We start from the raw sequence: 20980 nt of genomic DNA, 5'->3' as shown, positions 1-20980 counted from the left end.
GTATATACTCAAAGTATGCACAAGAGAGGAGCACCATCATGAAACACCGCGTCAGTGTTACCGTAGACAAAGACAACTATCAGGTTCTGAGTGCTGCCGGAGTCAATATTTCCGGGCTGGTGAATGACGCCATTGGCAAAGAAGCCCGCCGTATCAAGGCTGAAGAGTGGAAGAAGGAAAACCGCGAAGGGATGGAAGAAGTCGCCCGATTTATCGCACAGCATGGCTCCTTTGCGGATGAAAACAGGAACTGGTGATCATGCAATTCATCGTTTATGGATACAAAAGAGCCAGTCACTACAAGATGTTTGTCGATGTGCAAAGCGATATTGTCGAGACACCAAAACGGCGCATGGTCATCCCGCTTATCGAATCGCATCACCTGTCTGAGAAAGTGAATAAAACGCTGTTCCCGCTGATTCGTATCGATGGGGAAGATTATCGGCTGATGACAACTGAACTATCGAGCGTTCCCGTTGAAGTCATTGGTGAAGTGATTGTGGATCTTGGCGACTACGCGGATGAGATCAAGGATGCTATTAATCTTATGTTTTGGGGGATTTGAGAGAGGTTCAGCGTGTTCGCATTGCGCCGTTCTCTCGTATTGCGAGGTAACAACGGCGTGCTAGCATAAAAATGAATGTTCAGTATACACGGGATACTTACACAGTGCTTGTGGCGGTATCAGCCCTGAACAGTTTGAAAACCAGAACCTCGCTTAGAACCGTGCCCACATTGCGCGGGTAGGCTCAGTTGCTGGTCGGTATAAGCAACGGAATTAGCCAGTAATGGCGTAGGTAAACACAAGAGAAGAATTCTGTCATTCATCACCACACTCCTTTAGTGTTAATAAATACCCCTCAGGTTGCAGCAGGCGAAGAAGATAAACAGCAATAAACTTTTTTCAGATAGGTGAAAATTTACTGGATACCAGAGCGTCATTCCCTTAGAACACAGTTCCTGTGTAGGGAATGACCCCATATTACTAACTACTTTCCACTCTTTGTCCTGTTATCCATTTTGCAAAGCATCTGACAATTATCAGCGATTGTCTTACCTCCCTGACACCACGGAGTAATATGGTCGGCCTCCATTCCATCAATTTCAAAATAATTCCCGCAAGCTGGACAAATGCCTTTTTGCCTCTCATATGCTTCACGTTTCTGATTGCCGGTAAATGCACGGATAGAGAGTGTGCGCTCTTTTCTATTCAAAACATACTCATAACTCCCTGATTTCTTGGTCACATCGTCATCAGCCATGAGTCGAGTTATCTCTGCCTCCAAGGCACCAGGGTCAAGTTGATCTCCTTTGTGAGCATTGTAGAGGATACCCCAAGTAATTCCCTTCATCTCTTTGCGGTATTTTGGGAAAGTTGCATTGATCCAATTTATAACCGATTGAAAATAGAGCCATAGAGGGTTAGCATTATTATCGTTCTGATGCATTGCCATATAGTTCGTGACATTTCCCTCACTTATCCATGAAATGGCAGTTTCAAGGTAATCTTGGCGGATAGGGGAGCCTGTCATGTATTTATCAGCAAGTTGCCATGCAGCGCACTGAGTCTTAGAAAAATAGCGTTTAGCATCTGCCGTCCATGAGCCAGCGTATACTGCATTTCTCAATTCCTGTTCTGTCAATTTTTCGCCAGCAATATTGATCGTGCGAAACCAACCTAGTTTTTCGCTATCAGTACCCCAACACTGATATACCGTCAATTTATAATCGAGAATACGATCCTTTTCATCCTGCTCAAGGTTGTGAAAATAGCGCTCTTCATAAGAAAAGACGCTGGCGCAATACTGGCAGATTGAAACCGTGCGTTGCTGGCCGTCGATAATCTCAAAACCATCGGAGCTAACTGCCCAGTACATGGTATTGATAGGAAAGCCTCTAGTGATGGTATCGATCACCGCTTTACGTTGCTTGTCGCTATAAACAAACTCTCGCTGGTAAGGAGGTCGGATATTAAGTTTGCCGCCAAAACCGACGATGCCAGCCTCTTGGTTATCCTGATAATTTTCGACTAACTCTCTCACGGTAATATTTTTTAGAACAATATCCATCATGACTCCATGTTTACAGCGTTGCGATTACGGATAAACAGGCGCTTATAAACCTTCTGACCATTAATGGCTGCTTGTGCGATGCGACTGTCAGAATGCCAAAGCCCACATGAAAAACCGACACCTTCACTTTCAGTTGCACCAATTATCTCAAATTGATCTGGGTTGTATTTAGTCAGGAAAGTAATAGGAACGCCCATTGCCCCCGTATAATCAAAAGGAATATCCTGCGTTCTTGAAACCTCAATAGCATTGTAATTATCATAAAATGGGTAAGCTATTTCATTGCCGTAGTAACGCTGCACCAAAATCATTTCTTCGTGACGCTTGTTATGATCAAGATTTGTGTACCAAACCACGCCAGATACGCGGATCATTCCCTCTCGGTGGTCATAATCAGAAGCAGTATCCTCATAATGTGGAGCGATGAAATGAGCCATATTTCGTTTAAAACCGTAACCAAGCCATATTTTGTTTTCCTTTATTAATGGGAAAACATCTTTATAGGTAATTGCGTTTTGATTGCCAATGATGATGAACTTTTTTTCGAAAGAAGCTAATTGCGCTACATATTCACGGAACAAGGAGAAAGGTGGATTGGTAACAACAATATCCGCTTCTTTAAGAATGTCGATGCACTCTTGGCTACGGAAGTCTCCATCACCTTTGAGTTGAGTTACACCAATATCATCAGGCCTTGGCAAACTGTTCGGTGCGCCCCCCGCGTATTCCAGTTTGATAGCCTCTCCAGAGTCGTTCTGACTGAACAAATCAATTCGCTGGCTCTTATAGCAAGTAGTAACAAGCTTTTTTAGTCCCAAAAACTCAAAATTTTTGGTGAAATACTCGAAAAAAGCGCTGATATAAGGATCGTCACAATTGCAATACACCACTTTACCTTTGAAGTGGTCGCGATAATGCTGCATCTCACGCTCAATATCGACTATTTGTGTGTAGAATTCATCTTTCTTAGCTTTTTTTGCCTTTGATAGGGTTTTATTAGTGGTGATATTTGGTCGCTGGTCGCTGGTCGCTGGTCGCTGGTCGCTGGTCGCTGGTCGCTGGTCGCTGGTCGCTGGTCGCTGGTCGCTGGTCGCTGGTCGCTGGTCGCTGGTCGCTGGTCGCTGGTCGCTGGTCGACATTATAACATTTTCTCCTTAAAATTCAATGAATTTGCCATTTAAATCTATTAAAAATTTAGTTCTGAATAATCTATTACATCCAATATTAGGAACATGAATATCACCTCAACAGCATCGAGCTCTACCTAGCTTTACATTTGGCTAACTTCAAAGGCAATTTAGACATTTATATAGATATTATTTTATGTATCCCCATACTGAGGGTGGAATTTTATCATAAAGCTTATTCATCGTAACTTCAGCTAATCGATGATCCGCAGCAGAGTTAAAAATTTCCGACTCATCGTTTGTAAATATCCCTCTAAAAAAACATTCATTTTTTAATGATTCACGGACATAGCATCAATTTCAAATTTATAAACTCCCCACCAAATCCCCCAAAGTCACCATCAGCATCATCGGATCTACCGGTGAAGGTTCAAACCCCACCCGCAGGTAAAAATCACGCGCTTCATCAGACAGCGCATGAACCAACATCCCGCGAATGCCGATAGTATCAGCGACCTGAATCACTCTTAGCCCAGCATCACGTACCAGAGCACGACCAACACCCTGACCATGCAGTGATTGATCTACTGCCAGACGACCTAACACCACCACTGGTATAGGATCGGGCATATTGCGGCGAAAGCGTCCGGGGGCGGCATTCGTTGCCACAGCACTGGAAGCCAATGAGTAATACGCCAGCACTTTGGAGCCATCGCAACTGACGAAAGTTCGTGATGCGCCAGTGACCTGATTTTTCATCGCCCGTTGCTTCAGCCAGTTGTCCATAGACTCCACGCCGCAACAGAATGAAGATAGAACATGTTCGGCGCGGAGTGGCTCAGGGGCGGAAATCATTTTTTCTGTTCCCACGGTGCAGGTGTTTGCATGGTTTTACGCAGCGCGGCATTCGGTGAAGGAGCCTGATCCAAACGAGCAAGAAATTCCTGATAAGCATCGGGATCTGCCATGATGATGCGCTGATCGATCAACGCTTCCTCTGCGGCGGCACGCGCAGCCTCAAGGACAAAATCAGTACGATTTTTTCCTCTGGCCTTTGCAGCACGATCGATTAGATCGCGTTCGGCAGGCTTGATGCGTAAATTTAGTGTTTCGCGTTTAACAGAAACGCTGTTCGTCGCTGGCATGATGTTATCCTCGAGTATACTCTCTGGATATTAATCATACAGCAACCGTAACGCTAATGTCATTACGATTTATAGACATCACAGGGAATCGAACCAAAGGAGCAAACCGAGAATTTTTTATCATCTGTGACCCATCATTCTGATCTATCTATAAAAATACGGGTCAACCTATGGGTCTTGACAACTAGTACGATGAAAATTTATGCTAGATTTCAACTTAATAGAAAGCTGAATGATCCCGAATCCGGCACCACTTATTTAAAGAAACCAGCCTAACGGCTGGTTTTTTGCTTTTGGGGAATGGGTCCTGAATAGAGTTCGATTCTCTACAAGAGTGTTATCCCGCCTCCCCTTCCCCATGATTCGTACTCATCCCTTGTAGCGTGACGGCCAGATTTCCTCCGGCTGCTTTCCTAATGCATAGGCAATTAACCTTTCGCCTTTGGGCCAATGTCTTGTTAGTGCGTTAGCGAGTGTTGAAGACGCTAATCCAGACGCCCTTGATACCGCCGCCAACGTTGTTCCTTTCTTTCTTAAGCCAGCAATAATGTCTGCCGGATGCCAATCGTGCTTATCCATTTCTCTAACCTTTCCCTATGATGAATTTCCCTAATTATCCCATTTTGGGATAAAAAGAGAAATGATTGATATTCGATTTTGGGATATTAATCAAGGTCACCAAAATGGCATCGATTTATTCAAATGAATATCAATCAGTTATAAAAATACTGCGGGAGGCCAGAATCGAAAAAGGCATGACCCAAGAAAATTTGGCCAACGCTTTAGGTCGACCTCAGTCTTTTGTAGCCAAAATCGAGAATGGGGAACGTAGGCTGGATGTTGTTGAATTTGTCCACATCGCTCACCTGCTATCTGTAGACGCTTCCACGGTTTTAGAAAGAATAGCGCATAAAATACAGACAGATAGCATTAAGTGATCAACACAAAAAAACCACTTATCCCGTTTTGGGATAAAGCAGTGAGCGACTGATATTTGATCCCAAATTTTATGGGGTTGAATCGATGGCTTCTGTTTACTCTGATGAATATCAAATCGTTATCAAGGCATTACGTGAAGCACGCATTGCCAAAGGGATCACGCAGGGAAACCTGGCACTAGCGCTGGATCGTCCTCAATCGTTTATCGCCAAAGTTGAGAACGGGGAAAGAAGGTTAGACATCGTAGAATTTATCCATATCGCCCGTTTACTTTCTCTAGACCCCGACAGCATTATTGCTAAGATCCCTGCAAAATATAAAGCGCTTGGTTAAAGAGGATCACTGTCATGAAACACCGGATTAGTATTGCAGTGGATAAAGATGACTATCAGGTTCTGAGTGCTGCCGGAGTTAATATTTCCGAGCTGGTGAATGACGTCATAGGCGAGGAAGCCCGTCGTATAAATGCTGAGGGGTGGAAGAAAGAAAACCGCGAAGGGATGGAAGACGTCGCCCGATTTATCGCAAAGCATGGTTCTTTTGCTGATGAAAATAGGAACTGGTGATCGTGTAAACGATCCAGCCATTACAAAACGTTTGTCGATGTGCAAAGCGATATTGTCGAGACACCAAAACGGCGCATGGTCATCCCGCTTATCGAATCGCATCACCTGTCTGATAAAGTGAATAAGATGTTGTTTCCGCAGATCCGCATCAACGGCGAAGATTATCGGCTGATGACGACGGAGCTATCGAGTGTTTCCGTTGAGGTTATTGGTAAGGCTATCGCGGATCTTGGCGACTATTCGGATGAAATCAAGGGTGCTATTAATCTCATGTTTTGGGGGATCTGGGAGGGATCATGAATGTTGCATCACGCTCCCTCCTCCCTCCGAAATTAGGTAACACCAATGAGCCAAAATACCTCTAAAATGAATAGCTCGGTTTAGCGGGATACTTACAAATTTGATTAACACCCTATTATATAAATCAGTTTACTAAATTAAACTCTCTTTAATATCATTGCGTTTTATCTTAGGACAAGTAGGGATAATAAATTCAGTTTCAACTTTAGCATCTGATTTCTCTTGTATGTTCTGCCATACGAAATCAATTCTAAACAACTCTTTCAAAATATCTCGAAGCCTTGCTGGGCATAATATATATTCATCTTTAGTTTTGAATGCAATCACCCCAGTTATGTAATAATTATTATCTTTCACATAAGATCTAGAATCCCCCCAGTAATTTTTATCGTATTCTGCACCATCCAACGCAGATTTTTTAACGATGTAGCTTTTAATATCCCAATTTGTTTTCCCTGCAAGCTGAAGAGAAATGGGGATGCTTTTTAAAGCTAGGCTAGGAGCAAAATAAAAAATAAAAAACAAAACAACGCTCGCAGTAATGAAAAAAGCTTTAGCTTGATCTTTATATGATTTTTTTCTCATTCTGGCTGTCACACTTGCAACTGCAGGGAGGTGTTGTAGTACCATTAGAATAATAAACATAAAATATCCTCCCAAACTCCATGTATTATCATGTTTATTAAAAAAGACTAAAGAGAAAAGAAAGTGAGCACTGGCTATAAAGGCAATCATAATACTCATTGCGAACAATGGCATTTCATTTTTTATTTTGTATTTCCGATATGTATACCATGCTTCACAATAACGAAGTACATACTTCAAAGAAAAGTAACCAACAATAAATGCTAAGGCAGGAATCATTAATAGAAAATAAAGATTTTTTGAAAATAATCCTTTCCAAGCCTCTAGCAATGTAAATTGATATGATAAAATACACACCAACAAGGAAACTGTAGGTATATCTGAAACCCCTTTAGTTGAATATAATAAATCGTGTTCATTCTTAGGAGTGTGAGTTGGTATTGTGATTAAAGCGCAAAAGGCAAAGTACATTATCAAAAACACTGAGGCGACTAAAATGAATGAACCTGTAATTAAGAGTAATGAGGGGCCACTGACAAAAAAGTCATCAAGGAAATCTAATCCTCCAAAATATGATCTCATTGTTAAATAAAACAAAAAAGGAATCAATGTGACAAGTAGAATTTTATATTTAATTGTACTATTTAATGTCTTTTGAAATGCGACAGTGACACCAGAAATAATTTTATCAGACATATTATGTCCCTTAACAAATAATAAAGTACCAAAGCTCTGCCGCGCCGCTCAAACGGCTTGCCTACTGACGGCAGCGCACAAAGTCGAGCTTTGCACGTCGCCGTCCAGCTTACAAATACTTCTTGAATGAAGCCGTCAGTGTAAGTACCCCATCTAAATAGACCGCTCATTTTTTGATGTTCACAAGCAAAACATCAAGTTCAAATTAAACACTCCCAACTAAATCACTTAGCGTCACCATCAACATCATCGGATCAATCGCTGAAGGTTCAAACCCCACCCGCAGGTAAAAATCTCGTGCCTCATCAGATAGCGCATGAACCAGCATCCCGCGAATGCCGATAGTATCCGCCACCTGAATCACCCGCAGCCCTGCATCACGCACCAGCGCCCGGCCAACGCCCTGACCATGCAATGATTTATCTACCGCCAAACGACCCAGCACAACAACCGGGATCGGATCGGGCATATTGCGGCGAAAGCGTCCAGGGGCAGTATTCGTTGCCACGGCTCTGGGGGCCAACGAGTAATACGCCAACACTTTTGAATCATCGCAACTGACGAAAGTTCATGATGCGCCAGTGAGCTGATTTTTCATCACCCGTTGTTTCAGACAGTTGTCCAGATATTCCACGCCACAACAGAATGAGGAAAGTACATGTTCAGCGTTGAGTGCTTCAGGAGCGGAAATCATTTCTCCTGTTCCCACGGAGCAGGCGTTTGCATGGTTTTACACAGCGCGGAATTCAGCGAAGGAGCCTGATCCAAACGGGCAAAGAATTCCTGATAAGCATCGGGATCTGCCATGATGATGCGCTGATCAATCAACACTTCCTCTGCGGCAGAACGGGCAGCATCAAGAACAAAATCAGTGCGATTCTTTCCTCTGGCTTTCGCTGCACGATCGATAAGATCGTGTTCGGCAGGCTTGATACGTAAATTTAATGTCACACGTTTAGCAGAAACATCTTTTACTGCCGGCATGATGCCCTCCCTTTATTCCCTCTGGGGGATAATTATACAGTTTGCGTAAAGCTTATCTCATTACGTTTTGTCGGCACTATGGGGAGCAACTTTCCTATCGAACGGTGTGAAGAAGATTTTGGTACCGCAGCCAGCGACGATCGATACAGTTGCCGCGTTTGCTTCAAATCTGGTGTCTAAGTCTGCTCCTCATCAAACCTCCTCAGAAACATGACTGATTTCCCGCAGCGCTCCCGGTGCGTGGCCTACGATGCGTTTAAATGCCCGGCTGAACGCCGCCAGCGATCCGTACCCCAGTCGCAGCGCCACCGTTTCAATCGCCTGATGCTCATGGCGGATGTACTGGACAGCCAGACGCATGCGCAATTCGCTGAGGTATTTCGCGGGTGTTGTACCGGTTGCAGAGAGAAAACGTTCGGCAAACACGGAACGGGAGGTGCCCGCCTCTTTTGCCAGTTCCGCGACGCTCCAGTTTACGCCCGGCTGCTGATGCATCGCGTAAATCGCCCGGCTCAGTCGCGGGTCACGCAGTACTTGCACCCAGCCCGTCGCCTTACCGCAGCCGGCTTCAACCCATCCGCGTACGATGAGCGCCGCGACGACATCGGCCAGCCGCGCCAGAATACCGGCAAAGCCCACCTGACGCGTCATCGACTCACGTTCCATGGCCGCAAGAATTGGATGGATTTCCGGCCAGGTCGACATCAGGCGGCTCACCATCATGACTTCCGGCATCGCTTTGATCAGCGGCTGCATTCCGCCCAGCTCAAAATCCATGCATCCGCTGAAAATCACCGTGTTTTCGGTATCGGGGCACGGTTCGCAGCCGATCGCACACACCGAATTGCAAATCGCTTCGCTGGGAAATGCCGACACCGGTGTGATATCAGCCTTTTCATCAGAGAGCAGCGCATGCGAATTCCCGTTAGGGATAAACAGTGCGTCCCCGCTTTTTAGCACAAACGTCGCGCCACTCTCCATGCGCAGCAGCGCCGTACCCTGGCTGACAAAATGAAACTGCGCTTTGCCGGGCTCATAGTGAAACGCCACACCAAAGGGGGCATGGGTTTCAATTCGGCGATATGTCACCCCGGAAAGACGCATCCCACGCAGAAGCTCGCTGATCAAATCGGGTGACTGAACGGTCATGGTGCTAACTCCGGACGAATAATCAATATTTGAAGATTATATGTCATAGATCGTCCATGAGGAAAACCCTATGCTTCGTGACAGTCGTCACATTTTTCTAACGAGAGAGCAACAGATGAATTCATGTATAGCGGCAAGTGAGGCCATCGCGCCCGCAAAACCAGCTTGGCGAGCCGTTTATTCACTGGGACTGGGGGTATTTGGCCTGATTACGGCTGAGTTTTTACCAGCCAGTTTATTAACGCCGATGGCGGCAAGTCTAGGCGTTACAGAGGGAATGGCAGGCCAGGCGGTGACCGCGACGGCGCTGATCGCGCTGGTGACCGGTTTGCTCATCACACCAGCAACCAAAAGCATCGACCGCCGTTGGGTGTTGATGTTTTTCTCGGTGCTGCAAATCATCTCCAGCCTGCTGGTGGCGTTTGCCCCCAATCTGCATGTGCTGCTATTCGGACGTTTACTGCTAGGCGTTGCCATTGGTGGGTTCTGGGCCATGTCCACCGCCACGGCGATGCGCCTTGTGCCTAAGGATAAAGTGCCTAAAGCGCTGGCGGTGATCTTCTCCAGCGTCTCGATTGCCACCGTTGTTGCCGCGCCGCTTGGCAGCTATCTGGGGAGTTTGATTGGCTGGCGCAACGTTTTTATCCTCTGCATTCTGCCGAGCGTTCTGGCACTGTTGTGGCAACTGTGGGTGTTGCCATCAATGAAGCCAGAAAGCAGCGGCAGCCTCGGAACACTGCTTCGCGTGCTGCGTCGTCCAGGCATGATCGGCGGATTGTTGGCGACCGTGCTGATTTTTAGCGGACATTTCGCCTTCTTTACCTACCTGCGCCCATTTCTGGAAACCGTCGGGCAGGCAAGCGTCGAAAGTATTTCTCTGATTTTACTCGGCTTTGGCCTCGCCAATTTTGTCGGTACCTCGATTGCTGGTTATCTACTGGCGCGAAACTTACGCCTAACGCTGGCGCTGGTGCCATTTGTGATGGGCATTCTGGCGCTCACCATGGTGGCCTTTGGACATCTGGCAATACTGGATGGTCTGCTGGTGGCGATGTGGGGGTTTGCGTTTGGTCTGGTTCCCGTAGGCTGGTCAACCTGGCTTGCGACAACCGTACCGGATGAAGCAGAAAGCGCGGGCGGTTTACTGGTAGCATCGATCCAGTTTGCCATCGGGGCTGGTGCAGCGGGTGGCGGGGTGATATTTGACCTCAACGGAGCCAGCGGTGTGTTTGCTGGCAGCGGATTATTGCTGGTATCGGCAATGGTGATTGTTTTTGCGGGCGTGCGAGTTCGCGCACAATAAAACGGCATGCCACACCCGAGCGTGGGTGTGGCATCCAGCATGGGAAACCGAACGTTCCCCCATTCGGCTATAAATCTTCCAGCAGATTTTTGGAAAGCTGCCGCAGCATATTCAGATCCTCATCCTTCATACGCATAGAGCAACGCATCTGATTTGGCAGGTCGACGATCCGTTCTTTCAACGCCAGTGCCTTATCAGTCAGCACCACTTTTTTCATCCGCTCATCACCCGCAACCGCAACCCGGTTTAAAAATTCCTTGGCTTCCAGCTTCTGGACAAGCGGCGTAAGCGTGCCTGAATCAAACAGCGTTTTCTCGCTCAGTTCCTTGAGCAGGATATTGTCCTGATCGTACAGGGATAGAAGGACGACAAACTGCGGGTAGGTCAGATCGAATTCTTTCAGCAGCGGCCGATACTGACGGATCAGTGCATTGGCGACCGAATACAGAGAGAAGCACAGCAGTTCACCCAGGGTACTGTTTTCTTTCATTTTAAATACTCCGTTACTCACAAGCTTAAAAAAAATTATAAATAATGTTTGACCAGAAGTAACTTGTACGCAAGTATTGTTCATGCGATTTAATAGCAAAGAAACAAAAAGCAATCCGATTGAACCTATCAACCGCACGATTTTAAAAAGGGCCAACATCATGAAAACCGTCTCCACCATCCTGACTTCTGCCGTGTTCGCATCTATGACATCCGTCGCTTCTGCTCAGCCGATCAATGCCCCTGCACCGACCGCTGGGGTACAGGCATTTCTTGATGTCCTGAATTCCGGTAAGGGCAAACCGATAGAGCAGATGACTCCACAGGAAGCGCGTCAGGTTCTGATCGGCGCGCAACAGGGCGTGAAGCTGCCAGCCGCACAGGTGTCTGAAAAAACCATCCAGGTGAACGGTCAGGCTATTACGCTGAAAATCGTGAAGCCGGAAAATGCATCCGGCACGCTGCCGGTGTTCATGTTTTTCCATGGCGGCGGCTGGGTACTCGGTGATTTCCCAACTCACGAACGTTTAATCCGCGATCTGGTCAGGGCGTCGGGTGCCGCAGCGGTGTACGTGGATTACACCCCGTCCCCTGAAGCACGCTTCCCTGTAGCCATCAATCAGGCTTATGAGGCAACACAGTGGGTAGCCGAGCACGGTCAGGAAATTGGTGTGGACGGTAGCCGTCTGGCACTGGTCGGCAACAGCGTCGGCGGTAACATGGTCGCGTCTGTTGCTCTACAGGCTAAACAGTTCGGCGGGCCGAAAATTCGTTATAACGTCATGCTGTGGCCTGTAACGGATGCGAACTTCGATAACGCGTCCTACAACCAGTACGAAAAGGGCTATTTCCTGACGAAAAATATGATGAAGTGGTTCTGGGATAACTACACGACCCGCGCGGCAGACCGTAACAACATTCTTGCCTCCCCACTGCGTGCCAGTACTGAACAGCTGAAAGGCTTCCCGCAAACATTGATTCAGACGGCAGAACTGGACGTACTGCGTGATGAAGGCGAAGCGTTCGGACGTAAGCTGGATGCAGCAGGCGTACCCGTGACCGTGACTCGCTACAACGGTATGATCCATGATTACGGCCTGCTGAATCCGCTGAGCGAGGAGCCGACAGTCATCACCGCGCTAGAGCAGGCAGGTGCAGAGTTGCAAAAACACCTGAAATAACGGTATAGCAACGGTTCAAAATGATAAAAGCCCCGACTATGTTAGCCAGGGCTTTTAAGGTACTGCAGATTTAAGATTTAACATTCATTGACTTAATAACATTTAACTACTATTGGTACTGCTTCAAATGTACACGTTTATAACAGATAATATCGGGTACTAAAATGAGCTAAACCTCCCTATATTTACTGATTTAAACACTCTGCCAACCTTATCACCATTCAAAGATAGGCAGGTTAACAAGTACATCCCCATCGCGATATAGACTCTTTGATGCGTGACCTTACTTCCGTTGCGATATCTTTCACATCACTAAACCAATATCTAATCGCAATCAATAAAAACAAAATCATGGCCTTACATCATCGCGCTTTCACCCCATTTTTGCGATTGTCGATACTGACTACGTGGCCTTAAAACATCATCAATGTGAGAGTATGAATTTTTCTCAACACCGACTTCCCATACAAAAATATTTCGTGACCTGTATCGCAAAATAATTATTAAAGACATATTCACTGTCTTTAACATCACAGCAGACTTAAACTTCACCGCTGTTAGTAACCAATCTACGGGTTTTAAAAACAGTGTCAATACTGTTTTTAATAACATGGCTTTAATAACAGTAGTCATTAGAAGAGCATGAGCAAAAAGTAGGAAAATAGAGTACTTTCAATATTCACCCCTGTGGCACAGAGTTTAATTTAATTTCAACAACCGTATGACCAGTAGTTATTTTCTTTTTGCCAACAATGATTAAGCCACTTAACGTCAGAATATCTTCCATATCTTTCAACGTTCTGTATCGCGTGCCATCCTGGCAGATAACGGATTGAAAAAGCGCATTCATCAATAATCTTGGTGAGGTTTCCTCATGCTCCAGCAAAGGTTCGATGATTAATAGCGTCGAATGCCCAATTGATTGCGCGATGGCTTTTAATATTTTCAGGCAGAATTCGTCGTTCCAGTTATGCAATATGTTTTTAAGCAGATAGATATTATAACCAGAAGGAATCGCCTCAAAGAAACTACCGGGAGTGAAAACCATTCTTTCTTTCAATTCAGGATAGTGCTGTGCAACACGCTTTTCGCTTCGGTTGCAGACGCCGGTCATGTCGAAAAGACAGCCCGTTAAATGATGATACTGCTTTATAAGCTCAGTCAGAATAACGCCACTACCGCCGCCAATATCAACAACGCTGCTAGCCGTTTTAAAAAGAGACGCATATTCTTTCGCCAGCACATATCCAACCGGGCGAGATAAATCCCGCATGGCAAGATCATAAATTTCTGCTCGTGATGCGGAGTGCGCCAAATGCTCATATAATGTCAGCCCAAAGACCTGCTTAAATCCCGACTCCCCTGTACGACTCGTATGCAATAGTCCATCAAACCCCTGATAGTACTCATTGCCGAACAGCATACAGAAATGCTTCATTGAGCTGATGTTATCCGACATCAGCAGCGCAGATCGTGCATTATTTTTAATAATATTTTCATCTTTCACTTCAAAAAAGCCAAAGACCTCAAGCACCTTGATAATATCGAAAATGTTCTTTTCACTCGCCTGACATTCTTTTGCCAATTCAGCGATGGTTGTCCCCTGCTCCCCTATTTTATCTGCTATCCCTATTTCCGCTGCAACGCATAATGCTTTTGCGGCCAAAGGCATCATCATGATTTCTGAAATACTTCTAACATGCTCAGCGGAATTCATATATTTCCCTTTATTCTCTGATTTCATAGCGAGGATGAGTTTACGATCTAGCACGTCATTTATGCCGATACGCAAAGTATGCGGAAATGAGGCTAAAAATATATCATCCGTTTGGCCGAACGGTAATCAGCCATCTACCATCCGGCCAGAAGAAATAAGGGGTTAAAGCGGCATGATTTAAATACGCTATTATTTTAAAAATAGGATTTGTTATCTATGGCTTAAAATAACGATTACCGGAAAACGCGCCCACCAATATGGCGCGCGGCGTCGATATACGCCTCTGGCGTTTTCAGTTCCGGCATCAGCAGTATTTCAGACGTCAATACTGGCGCACCGCAGTAGTCAAAAATCCCGTGTGCGATCTGAGTATGAAAGGCGTCCGCATAGCCATGCTTTTCAAATGTTTTCTGGTTGACGGCTCCCAGCGCCACAAGATGTACCGGTAAATGTCCCAGTTTCTTTATCACATTTCCATCGGCGGTTTCTTCATAGGCCCAGCCATTTGAAAACACGCGGTCGATCCACCCTTTCAACAACCCCGGCATGGACCACCAGTAAATCGGAAACACCAGCACCAGCGCATCTGCGTTATCAATACGCGATTGCTCAGCAATGACGTCAGGCGGTGTTGCACCTGTACACTGGAAAGCCGCCATATCTGACACAGAAAACACCGGGTTAAAGCCTTCCTGTGTAAGATCTGCGATTTCAAACGTATTTTCTGGGTTTGCCCCAGCGATCCCTTCCGCAATCGCGGTAGCGACACTGTGCGTTAGTGAGGTATGAACAGGATGAGAAACGACAAGTAATGCATGCATTCCGGGTACTCCCTATTGCCATGAAACGAAGTCAGAGATAGTCTTACATACTAACAGCAACCTACCATTGGTAGGTTACTTTTGGTACATAAGAATGTCAACAGGATAATATTGCCAATGTCCAAACCACAGGCTCGACAGCGTCTATCAAGAGAAGAGCGCTATGTACAGCTGATAAAAGCCGCCTGGCAGATTATTCGGGAAGAAGGTACGGAAGCGCTGACGCTCGGGCATCTGGCGGAACAGGCCGGTGTAACAAAACCGGTGGTTTACGATCACTTTGCTAACCGTTCGGGGCTGTTAGCTGCACTTTATAAGGAATACGATGCTCGCCAGACGGCGATTATGGATGACATTATCCGTAACACTGAGCCCGTGCTCGATAAGCTGGCTGCGGTGATTGCCACCTCGTATATTGATTGCGTACTGCTTCAGGGCCGCGAAATGCCCAACGTCATGGCGGCGCTTACCGGAACCCCCGAGCTTGAACAAATCAGGCAGGAGTACGATGCCACATTCACGGAGAAATGCCGCGGGCTCTTTGCCCCATTCTGTACGGGTAAGCCACTTCATGACGCCGCGCTGCGGGCCATGCTCGGTTCCGCCGAAGGATTATCTTATGCCGCCGTTAAAGGGATTATTACGGAACAGCAGGCTAAAGATGAACTGTTCCACGTGATTATTTCTATGGTGCAACGGTGTAGCGCGGGACACTAAATTTACCAGCCCCATTAGAGATAGCCGTAAAGGGTCAGCATGCCATCCTGACCACTTTACCACCCCGTTCTCAGAATGATTCAGCAAAGCTTATTGAGCTGTGCCGATAAATCACACCATTCCCTCCGCTATTTCCCCTAGTCCCTTTTAATAATTTACAAACCAGAGTACCAGTTCTATGTTTTTTTAAGCGGGCCATTGTGATTTTCAATTTCTCAGCACGAATATGATTTTATACACCAACTATTATATACCTCAAGATATAAGGAATGTTCGTATGCCTAATGATGCACTAATAAATGCGATAGTTGCTAATACTAAGCTTATGGAAGTCGATCATTGTACCGGAGTTTCCACAACAATGAGTTGTGCTGTTTATGGCAAGACGCAGGATGACTCAGGCGGTGGCAATGTGATTGAAAATAACAAAGACATGCAGAAAAAAATTAATATTGCCCTAGACTTCCCCTGTACCGATTCAAAGACCTCAGTGTGGCATTTCCTTGTTGGGCCGACCGTGCACCACTTCGTCGTCATTCCCTGGTATCAAGACAGAATATCGCAAGAGCCCGTCTATACCGTCTTTATGGCGTATGAAAATGAATATTCCGTTGAAAAATATGTAAAATATACCGCACCAGCACCTTCGGGCGCTAAGGGTTACAAAAAAATATGGACAAAAAGCGATCTAAGCAAGATGTTTTCAGATCTATTGACGAGCGATACCGCATGGAAAGAATATTTTGGTCCAACTGGCAAGCCTAAAGCCCAAAAAATAACATACTGGAAATACAAGGTAATTCCCTTAGATACGGCAATCGCTAATGTAAATAATTATAGCTAGCAAAACACCAAAATAATTTAATAATAATAGCGATTATCGCCAGTATCGTACTGGCGATAATATTTTAATTAATATTCTCTACGTTTCCAGGAAGGTGTCGTCAGACCGGGTTACGAAAAAAACATCAAGAACGTTTATTATTTTTATAACAATAGCTATCCATTCATTCTCAAAAACGCCTACTCATCCCTGAGTCAGGCCACCTCAGGGCTGGCGCTTACGCTGTCCAATACCGTGCCAATATGTAGGCCAGTGATTTTCCTCGGCATAGTTATTGATCACGGCGGCGATCGCCACCAGCACAATGCTCCCCAATAAAACGGGTGTGACTAAGAACTCAAACCCCACGGCGCTTTTCCCTGCCAGAATGATGACTAGCGGGTTGGCACCTGCTGGTGGGTGAACCGCGCGAAAATATTGCATCAGCATGATCGCTACGCCAACAGACAGTGACAACACAACGAGAGTGTCGCCGAATCCATATAAGGCGATCAGACCTACGCCTGACGTAATGAAGTGCCCTCCAATGACGTTCCTTGGCTGTGCGAATGGCGACGCTGACGCAGCAAATAAAATGACGCACGTTGCCCCGAAGGGTGCCATTAACCAAGGTACGCCGCTGGACTGTCCCAAATAGCTTAGGATAAGAATCCCTATGCTCCCACCAACTAACCCTTTCATTAATTGGATAAATGTTGGCTTTGGAGGCAAAGCACCGCCCCCTCTGAGTCTCTTCATGACCATCCCCTGATAAAAAACATGCGTGTTATGAAATTGCTGTGCTACATTGAATGTACAGATCTGTACACTCAGATGAAGAGTACAGATCTGCACATGTAAAAACAACCCATCATTGATGAAGAAAAACGATGAAAGAGATCATGAGCAAGAGAGAGCACATTTTAGATATCGCCGAAGCGCTGTTTAATGAATTTGGCTATACCGCCGTTGGCGTTGATTTAATTAGAGATAAAGCCGGGGTCTCTAAAACCTCCATGTATCGCCATTTCGGCTCAAAAAATAAGTTGATTGAAGCCGTGCTGGCTCGCCGACATACGCGCTTTGAGGAAGGGTTAGCCAGCGTGATATCTGGCGCTAACGACGCGGAAAGTCGTCTGGATGCCGTGATGGACTGGCATTTTTCCTGGTTCCGAAGCGTGAACTTTAAGGGGTGCATGTTCATGCATGCGCTGGCTGAGTTTAAAGGGCAAGACGAAGCCATTACGGCTCTGGCTCTGCGCCATAAAACCTGGATCAAGTCATTCTTGCTATCGATATTCACCGCCGAAGAATCAGAAAAAGAAGACAAAATCGAAGCTATCATGACGTTTATTGAAGGGATGATCGTGAGAGCGGAATTTATTGGCCTAACCAGCGGCGAGGATGTTTATCGCCAGCACGCCAGACGGTTAGCTTTTCCCCCCCTTATCAGTAATAACCCGGTGCCTATCACACACCAGTAACGCAAACCGACGAACAAGCAGCCACCATTGACTTTATCTCTCATTGAGGAAGTAACCATGAACTCACCACTCACACAAGGCGTTCACCATATTGGTCTGACGGTATCAGCATTGGAAGAAAGCGCGCACTTTTTTACCACGCTTCTGGGCTGGAAAGAGGTAAAACGAAAAGAGGATTATCCCGCCATTTTTGTCAGCGATGGAACGATAATGCTCACACTTTGGCAGGCACAAACCAGCGAGCCGGTTCAGTTTGATCGAAAAAGTCATGTCGGCTTGCATCATCTTGCCATTAAGGTTGATAGCAAAGCGACGCTGTTTGAGATCGCTGAGAAATTATCAGCGCATAACATCAACATTGAATTCATGCCCGCTTTGGTTAGCGGTGGCCCGGCAATGCATATGATGTGCTATGAGCCAAGCGGGATCCGCATAGAGTTTTACTGGTCAGGTCAGTAAACGAGACTTAAGAACACCTGACTCATGAGCCATATCAATAATGGCGCTGATATCACCGCCATTTACTCTGATTTAAAATTGACCAAAATCAATAAAAAATCAGTAAATGCATTAATTTACCTTTCTATACTTCCCACCTTTTGACCTTCCCGTAGGGGGAAGGTGTAACGTCATAAGTTGTGATTCCAAGCTAATGACTCTATTGAGGGGAAATGATGATGAAGATAAAGATGATGGCGGCACTGCTCGCGCTGACGTTGAGTGGGCCAATTTTCGCCGCAGCGACTGACGCCAACGCGTTTCTGGCTAAACAAGGGCTGGCGGGGAAAAGCGTCGAGCAGATCGTCGATACGATCGATCAATCGCCGCAGGCAAGACCGTTGCCCTACAGCGCGTCGATTACCAGCAAAGAACTGAAATTATCCGATAGGCAGCAGCAGTATAGCTATCCGCTGGGAAATAAATTCTATCTTTCATTCGCCCCTTATATTCAGCAAACCCATCCCTGCTTTAACCACAGTTTATCTGGGTGTCAGGGCGAGCTCGCCAATACCGCGTTTGACGTAAAAATCACGGATAAAACCGGTAACGTTATCGTGCAAAAAACCCTAAACAGCCACCAGAACGGCTTTGTCGGCGTATGGTTACCGCGCAATATTGAAGGAACGATTAACGTCACCTATCAGGGTCGTGTGGCAAGCTCACCGTTTGCAACCTATGACGACAGTCAGACCTGCATGACGACATTGCCATTGAAAGAGGCGTAGAAGAAAGCCGTCGCGAACACGGATTCAGAAACCCAGCTATATCGCTGGGTTTCTATTCAACGGGGGAACTTCATCGCCCCGCGCTTCTCTTACACCACGCCCGTATCCACGCGCTTACCGATATCTTTTAGCTGCGAGTATTTTTCTAACAGGCCGGGCGCGTCGTCCAGACTCATGGCAAACATCCACATGTAGGTCATCACCGAATAGATATGCCCCGCATTGGTTCCGCCATTAAGCGTCATATACACAATCGTCAGTGAAAACAGGACGGCGGCGGCGGCACCAATAGCCAGATAGCCCAGCGCCTCACGATCCGACAGGCGAATGCGCAGCCCAGCCAGCACATGGTAATGCTTGGTCAATGAAGCCGCGGTCGCGCTGCTGACAAAGCCAACCTCTTTTTCCAGACGGTTATTTAATTTGCCAAACAAGGCTTCATTCTTTCGCGTGTAGCTTGGCAGGAACAACGCAAAAAACAGCAGAATGACGATGCAGGCCACGCCCGCCCAGGACTCAATCACCAGCAACATCACGGCCGCACCGATGATCGACGCCAGCGACGTGATCAGTACCGGAAGGTGGATTTCAAAAAAATCCACGAACTCGCGTGAGAGCGCCACGCGCGCCGCAATGGTTGAGTGGTTATGGTTTTCTTTTCTCTGCGCCAGAATCACCGGTACAGCCAGCGCAGCATAAATACGGGCGAACGTGCGGGTATCCACGCTGCGCCGCGCCGCGCCAATCGCCCACATAATAAACACCATCAGCGCATACAGCACCGCGTGCCAAGGTTGGCTATTCAGAATCGCGTTAATGGCGAAGCCCGCCATCAGGGGATAAAGCAGATAAGTCACATTCTCCGCCACCACCAGTAGCAGGGTGAGAATCAGTTTTTTGCCATGCAGCTTTCCGAGTTTTTTAAGGGTGACAGCGGCACTATGCGAAACCTTGACCGGTTCGCTGATATTATGGGTTTGCATGAGAATCGTATTTAACAGAGTTATACTTGAGCGGTTGCTCAAGAGTAAAAAATTGTATTTGAGCACTTGCTCAAAGTCAACGCGGGGACAGTAATGAAAGAGACAACGACAGCGCTAAAAGACAAAATCCTTGATGGCGCAATCGAGCTGTTTATTGAGAAAGGTATAGAGAAAGTCACAACGCGCGAACTGGCGGAACACGTTGGTATCTCGCGCAGCCATCTTTATCACTACTTCCCTGACTGGCAAACGCTATCGATTGAGGCGCTAACGGCATTCATGCAGGCAGATTTGGAAGACGTCGCGGCAGAAATCGCCACGTTGACGCCGAAAGAAAAACTGCATGCGCTGGTGAAGAATTACCTACCGGATACCACCGACGTCATCTGGAATCTTTATGGATCGCTATGGCAGTTGGCCGTTCACAATAGCGCCTACGCAGAACTCGCCCATGTGATGACAGAGAAATGGTTTGCCTTACTGGAAGAGATTATTGCATCGGGCATCGCGTCCGGTGCCTTCAAAAATACCGATACCCAGCGCGTTTCCCGCCAGCTAGGCGCGCTGTTAAACGGCTACTCTGACCATCTGATTATTAACCCTACGCCTGCTGAATTTCAGCAAGCAACTGAAGATATTGATGATTTCATACAACGCGTGTTGTGAAACGCAT

General features: G+C 46.5%; 26 protein-coding genes and 4 pseudogenes. 14 read left to right on the top strand and 16 right to left on the bottom strand.

Going from position 1 to position 20980, the window contains the following annotated elements:
- The first annotated feature begins 38 nt into the window (after positions 1 to 38).
- Positions 39 to 257, top strand: coding sequence for a type II toxin-antitoxin system antitoxin CcdA (gene ccdA / locus BUB06_RS07685; RefSeq protein WP_012773205.1), 219 nt, complete (start codon positions 39 to 41; stop codon positions 255 to 257).
- A 2-nt stretch (positions 258 to 259) separates the two neighbouring features.
- Positions 260 to 565, top strand: a complete 306-nt coding sequence (gene ccdB / locus BUB06_RS07680; protein WP_039472156.1) for a type II toxin-antitoxin system toxin CcdB — start codon at positions 260 to 262, stop codon at positions 563 to 565.
- Positions 566 to 684: 119 nt separating this feature from the next.
- On the opposite strand, the gene BUB06_RS22120 is transcribed toward ccdB (BUB06_RS07680), so the two are convergent.
- The 7 genes and pseudogenes from BUB06_RS22120 to BUB06_RS07650 all read right to left on the bottom strand — a co-directional run bounded on the left by BUB06_RS22120 (position 685) and on the right by BUB06_RS07650 (position 4923).
- Complete coding sequence (locus BUB06_RS22120) at positions 685 to 828, bottom strand: hypothetical protein (RefSeq protein WP_153266391.1); 144 nt, start codon at positions 826 to 828, stop codon at positions 685 to 687.
- 161 nt (positions 829 to 989) lie between these two features.
- Complete coding sequence (locus BUB06_RS07675; protein WP_201777492.1) at positions 990 to 2072, bottom strand: GmrSD restriction endonuclease domain-containing protein; 1083 nt, start codon at positions 2070 to 2072, stop codon at positions 990 to 992.
- The gene (locus tag BUB06_RS07670) at positions 2069 to 3211 is read right to left on the bottom strand and encodes an adenine-specific methyltransferase EcoRI family protein (protein ID WP_081372323.1); all 1143 of its coding nucleotides are present in this window, start codon (positions 3209 to 3211) and stop codon (positions 2069 to 2071) included. Before BUB06_RS07670 ends, BUB06_RS07675 begins: the two co-directional genes overlap by 4 nt.
- A gap of 177 nt (positions 3212 to 3388) precedes the next feature.
- Positions 3389 to 3502, bottom strand: a pseudogene (locus BUB06_RS07665) (Hha/YmoA family nucleoid-associated regulatory protein); the annotation flags it as partial.
- A 63-nt stretch (positions 3503 to 3565) separates the two neighbouring features.
- A complete protein-coding gene (locus tag BUB06_RS07660) occupies positions 3566 to 4054 on the bottom strand; it encodes a GNAT family N-acetyltransferase (RefSeq protein ID WP_039472151.1) in 489 nt (162 codons plus the stop codon).
- Positions 4051 to 4344 carry a type II toxin-antitoxin system TacA family antitoxin gene (locus BUB06_RS07655; RefSeq protein WP_038917748.1) on the bottom strand — a complete coding sequence of 98 codons (294 nt, stop codon included), beginning with the start codon at positions 4342 to 4344 and terminating at the stop codon, positions 4051 to 4053. Before BUB06_RS07655 ends, BUB06_RS07660 begins: the two co-directional genes overlap by 4 nt.
- 337 nt (positions 4345 to 4681) lie before the next feature.
- Positions 4682 to 4923: pseudogene (locus BUB06_RS07650) on the bottom strand (helix-turn-helix domain-containing protein).
- Between the two features lie 104 nt (positions 4924 to 5027).
- On the opposite strand from BUB06_RS07650, the gene BUB06_RS07645 reads away from it, so the two are divergent.
- The 4 genes and pseudogenes from BUB06_RS07645 to ccdB (BUB06_RS07630) form a co-directional block, all read left to right on the top strand.
- A complete protein-coding gene (locus tag BUB06_RS07645) occupies positions 5028 to 5282 on the top strand; it encodes a helix-turn-helix domain-containing protein (protein WP_039472609.1) in 255 nt (84 codons plus the stop codon).
- Positions 5283 to 5367: 85 nt separating this feature from the next.
- Positions 5368 to 5616, top strand: coding sequence for a helix-turn-helix domain-containing protein (locus BUB06_RS07640; protein ID WP_039472148.1), 249 nt, complete (start codon positions 5368 to 5370; stop codon positions 5614 to 5616).
- A 14-nt stretch (positions 5617 to 5630) separates the two neighbouring features.
- Positions 5631 to 5849 carry a type II toxin-antitoxin system antitoxin CcdA gene (gene ccdA / locus BUB06_RS07635; RefSeq protein WP_039472146.1) on the top strand — a complete coding sequence of 73 codons (219 nt, stop codon included), beginning with the start codon at positions 5631 to 5633 and terminating at the stop codon, positions 5847 to 5849.
- Between the two features lie 6 nt (positions 5850 to 5855).
- Positions 5856 to 6149 (top strand): annotated as a pseudogene (gene ccdB / locus BUB06_RS07630) (type II toxin-antitoxin system toxin CcdB); the annotation flags it as partial.
- 132 nt (positions 6150 to 6281) lie between these two features.
- Here ccdB (BUB06_RS07630) and BUB06_RS07625 read toward each other — a convergent pair.
- The 4 genes and pseudogenes from BUB06_RS07625 to BUB06_RS07610 all read right to left on the bottom strand — a co-directional run bounded on the left by BUB06_RS07625 (position 6282) and on the right by BUB06_RS07610 (position 9563).
- Positions 6282 to 7430 (bottom strand): hypothetical protein, encoded by a 1149-nt coding sequence (locus tag BUB06_RS07625; RefSeq protein WP_039472145.1) that lies wholly within the window; start codon positions 7428 to 7430, stop codon positions 6282 to 6284.
- 205 nt (positions 7431 to 7635) lie between these two features.
- A pseudogene (locus tag BUB06_RS07620) lies at positions 7636 to 8124 on the bottom strand (GNAT family N-acetyltransferase).
- Entirely contained in the window at positions 8121 to 8414 is a 294-nt protein-coding gene (locus BUB06_RS07615) for a type II toxin-antitoxin system TacA family antitoxin (protein ID WP_039472143.1), read from the bottom strand. The pseudogene BUB06_RS07620 and the gene BUB06_RS07615 overlap by 4 nt, the downstream one beginning before the upstream one ends.
- 192 nt (positions 8415 to 8606) lie before the next feature.
- Positions 8607 to 9563: an AraC family transcriptional regulator gene (locus tag BUB06_RS07610; RefSeq protein ID WP_039472142.1), complete on the bottom strand. Its 957-nt coding sequence runs from the start codon at positions 9561 to 9563 to the stop codon at positions 8607 to 8609.
- 115 nt (positions 9564 to 9678) lie between these two features.
- Here BUB06_RS07610 and BUB06_RS07605 point away from each other — a divergent pair, with 115 nt between their 5' ends.
- The gene (locus BUB06_RS07605; protein WP_039472606.1) at positions 9679 to 10866 is read left to right on the top strand and encodes an MFS transporter; all 1188 of its coding nucleotides are present in this window, start codon (positions 9679 to 9681) and stop codon (positions 10864 to 10866) included.
- A gap of 67 nt (positions 10867 to 10933) precedes the next feature.
- Here BUB06_RS07605 and BUB06_RS07600 read toward each other — a convergent pair whose 3' ends face one another.
- Positions 10934 to 11356, bottom strand: coding sequence for a MarR family winged helix-turn-helix transcriptional regulator (locus BUB06_RS07600; protein WP_010303416.1), 423 nt, complete (start codon positions 11354 to 11356; stop codon positions 10934 to 10936).
- A 160-nt stretch (positions 11357 to 11516) separates the two neighbouring features.
- Here BUB06_RS07600 and BUB06_RS07595 point away from each other — a divergent pair, with 160 nt between their 5' ends.
- On the top strand, positions 11517 to 12536 hold the full coding sequence (locus BUB06_RS07595) for an alpha/beta hydrolase (RefSeq protein ID WP_039472604.1): 1020 nt from the start codon (positions 11517 to 11519) through the stop codon (positions 12534 to 12536).
- A gap of 679 nt (positions 12537 to 13215) precedes the next feature.
- On the opposite strand, the gene BUB06_RS07590 is transcribed toward BUB06_RS07595, so the two are convergent.
- Positions 13216 to 14253 (bottom strand): methyltransferase, encoded by a 1038-nt coding sequence (locus BUB06_RS07590; RefSeq protein ID WP_039472138.1) that lies wholly within the window; start codon positions 14251 to 14253, stop codon positions 13216 to 13218.
- A gap of 233 nt (positions 14254 to 14486) precedes the next feature.
- A complete protein-coding gene (locus BUB06_RS07585; protein WP_039472137.1) occupies positions 14487 to 15074 on the bottom strand; it encodes an NAD(P)H-dependent oxidoreductase in 588 nt (195 codons plus the stop codon).
- 117 nt (positions 15075 to 15191) lie between these two features.
- On the opposite strand from BUB06_RS07585, the gene BUB06_RS07580 reads away from it, so the two are divergent.
- Together BUB06_RS07580 and BUB06_RS07575 are read left to right on the top strand one after the other, a co-directional pair.
- Positions 15192 to 15791: a TetR/AcrR family transcriptional regulator gene (locus BUB06_RS07580; RefSeq protein ID WP_039472135.1), complete on the top strand. Its 600-nt coding sequence runs from the start codon at positions 15192 to 15194 to the stop codon at positions 15789 to 15791.
- A gap of 277 nt (positions 15792 to 16068) precedes the next feature.
- Positions 16069 to 16635: a hypothetical protein gene (locus BUB06_RS07575; RefSeq protein ID WP_039472134.1), complete on the top strand. Its 567-nt coding sequence runs from the start codon at positions 16069 to 16071 to the stop codon at positions 16633 to 16635.
- A gap of 204 nt (positions 16636 to 16839) precedes the next feature.
- On the opposite strand, the gene BUB06_RS07570 is transcribed toward BUB06_RS07575, so the two are convergent.
- Positions 16840 to 17373: an HPP family protein gene (locus BUB06_RS07570; protein WP_080726777.1), complete on the bottom strand. Its 534-nt coding sequence runs from the start codon at positions 17371 to 17373 to the stop codon at positions 16840 to 16842.
- A 143-nt stretch (positions 17374 to 17516) separates the two neighbouring features.
- Between BUB06_RS07570 and BUB06_RS07565 the strand changes: the two genes are divergently transcribed.
- The 3 genes from BUB06_RS07565 to cueP all read left to right on the top strand — a co-directional run bounded on the left by BUB06_RS07565 (position 17517) and on the right by cueP (position 19324).
- Positions 17517 to 18098 (top strand): TetR/AcrR family transcriptional regulator, encoded by a 582-nt coding sequence (locus BUB06_RS07565; protein WP_048329165.1) that lies wholly within the window; start codon positions 17517 to 17519, stop codon positions 18096 to 18098.
- A gap of 27 nt (positions 18099 to 18125) precedes the next feature.
- A complete protein-coding gene (locus BUB06_RS07560; RefSeq protein WP_236689855.1) occupies positions 18126 to 18557 on the top strand; it encodes a VOC family protein in 432 nt (143 codons plus the stop codon).
- A 215-nt stretch (positions 18558 to 18772) separates the two neighbouring features.
- Entirely contained in the window at positions 18773 to 19324 is a 552-nt protein-coding gene (gene cueP / locus BUB06_RS07555) for a copper-binding periplasmic metallochaperone CueP (RefSeq protein WP_175552157.1), read from the top strand.
- An 89-nt stretch (positions 19325 to 19413) separates the two neighbouring features.
- Here cueP and BUB06_RS07550 read toward each other — a convergent pair whose 3' ends face one another.
- Complete coding sequence (locus BUB06_RS07550; RefSeq protein ID WP_039472128.1) at positions 19414 to 20307, bottom strand: ABC transporter six-transmembrane domain-containing protein; 894 nt, start codon at positions 20305 to 20307, stop codon at positions 19414 to 19416.
- Positions 20308 to 20400: 93 nt separating this feature from the next.
- Between BUB06_RS07550 and BUB06_RS07545 the strand changes: the two genes are divergently transcribed.
- Complete coding sequence (locus BUB06_RS07545) at positions 20401 to 20973, top strand: TetR/AcrR family transcriptional regulator (RefSeq protein ID WP_039472126.1); 573 nt, start codon at positions 20401 to 20403, stop codon at positions 20971 to 20973.
- Positions 20974 to 20980: the final 7 nt, after the last annotated feature.

Source organism: Pectobacterium carotovorum (assembly GCF_900129615.1).
Lineage (GTDB): Bacteria > Pseudomonadota > Gammaproteobacteria > Enterobacterales > Enterobacteriaceae > Pectobacterium > Pectobacterium carotovorum.
This window is presented reverse-complemented; position numbering and strand designations above follow the sequence as displayed.

Coding starts and splice junctions, on each gene's coding strand:
- ccdA (WP_012773205.1), top strand. CDS start 39: ATGAAACACCGCGTCAGTGTTACCGTAGACAAAGACAACTATCAGGTT.
- ccdB (WP_039472156.1), top strand. CDS start 260: ATGCAATTCATCGTTTATGGATACAAAAGAGCCAGTCACTACAAGATG.
- BUB06_RS22120 (WP_153266391.1), bottom strand. CDS start 828: ATGAATGACAGAATTCTTCTCTTGTGTTTACCTACGCCATTACTGGCT.
- BUB06_RS07675 (WP_201777492.1), bottom strand. CDS start 2,072: ATGATGGATATTGTTCTAAAAAATATTACCGTGAGAGAGTTAGTCGAA.
- BUB06_RS07670 (WP_081372323.1), bottom strand. CDS start 3,211: ATGTCGACCAGCGACCAGCGACCAGCGACCAGCGACCAGCGACCAGCG.
- BUB06_RS07660 (WP_039472151.1), bottom strand. CDS start 4,054: ATGATTTCCGCCCCTGAGCCACTCCGCGCCGAACATGTTCTATCTTCA.
- BUB06_RS07655 (WP_038917748.1), bottom strand. CDS start 4,344: ATGCCAGCGACGAACAGCGTTTCTGTTAAACGCGAAACACTAAATTTA.
- BUB06_RS07645 (WP_039472609.1), top strand. CDS start 5,028: ATGGCATCGATTTATTCAAATGAATATCAATCAGTTATAAAAATACTG.
- BUB06_RS07640 (WP_039472148.1), top strand. CDS start 5,368: ATGGCTTCTGTTTACTCTGATGAATATCAAATCGTTATCAAGGCATTA.
- ccdA (WP_039472146.1), top strand. CDS start 5,631: ATGAAACACCGGATTAGTATTGCAGTGGATAAAGATGACTATCAGGTT.
- BUB06_RS07625 (WP_039472145.1), bottom strand. CDS start 7,430: ATGTCTGATAAAATTATTTCTGGTGTCACTGTCGCATTTCAAAAGACA.
- BUB06_RS07615 (WP_039472143.1), bottom strand. CDS start 8,414: ATGCCGGCAGTAAAAGATGTTTCTGCTAAACGTGTGACATTAAATTTA.
- BUB06_RS07610 (WP_039472142.1), bottom strand. CDS start 9,563: ATGACCGTTCAGTCACCCGATTTGATCAGCGAGCTTCTGCGTGGGATG.
- BUB06_RS07605 (WP_039472606.1), top strand. CDS start 9,679: ATGAATTCATGTATAGCGGCAAGTGAGGCCATCGCGCCCGCAAAACCA.
- BUB06_RS07600 (WP_010303416.1), bottom strand. CDS start 11,356: ATGAAAGAAAACAGTACCCTGGGTGAACTGCTGTGCTTCTCTCTGTAT.
- BUB06_RS07595 (WP_039472604.1), top strand. CDS start 11,517: ATGAAAACCGTCTCCACCATCCTGACTTCTGCCGTGTTCGCATCTATG.
- BUB06_RS07590 (WP_039472138.1), bottom strand. CDS start 14,253: ATGAATTCCGCTGAGCATGTTAGAAGTATTTCAGAAATCATGATGATG.
- BUB06_RS07585 (WP_039472137.1), bottom strand. CDS start 15,074: ATGCATGCATTACTTGTCGTTTCTCATCCTGTTCATACCTCACTAACG.
- BUB06_RS07580 (WP_039472135.1), top strand. CDS start 15,192: ATGTCCAAACCACAGGCTCGACAGCGTCTATCAAGAGAAGAGCGCTAT.
- BUB06_RS07575 (WP_039472134.1), top strand. CDS start 16,069: ATGCCTAATGATGCACTAATAAATGCGATAGTTGCTAATACTAAGCTT.
- BUB06_RS07570 (WP_080726777.1), bottom strand. CDS start 17,373: ATGAAGAGACTCAGAGGGGGCGGTGCTTTGCCTCCAAAGCCAACATTT.
- BUB06_RS07565 (WP_048329165.1), top strand. CDS start 17,517: ATGAGCAAGAGAGAGCACATTTTAGATATCGCCGAAGCGCTGTTTAAT.
- cueP (WP_175552157.1), top strand. CDS start 18,773: ATGATGAAGATAAAGATGATGGCGGCACTGCTCGCGCTGACGTTGAGT.
- BUB06_RS07550 (WP_039472128.1), bottom strand. CDS start 20,307: ATGCAAACCCATAATATCAGCGAACCGGTCAAGGTTTCGCATAGTGCC.
- BUB06_RS07545 (WP_039472126.1), top strand. CDS start 20,401: ATGAAAGAGACAACGACAGCGCTAAAAGACAAAATCCTTGATGGCGCA.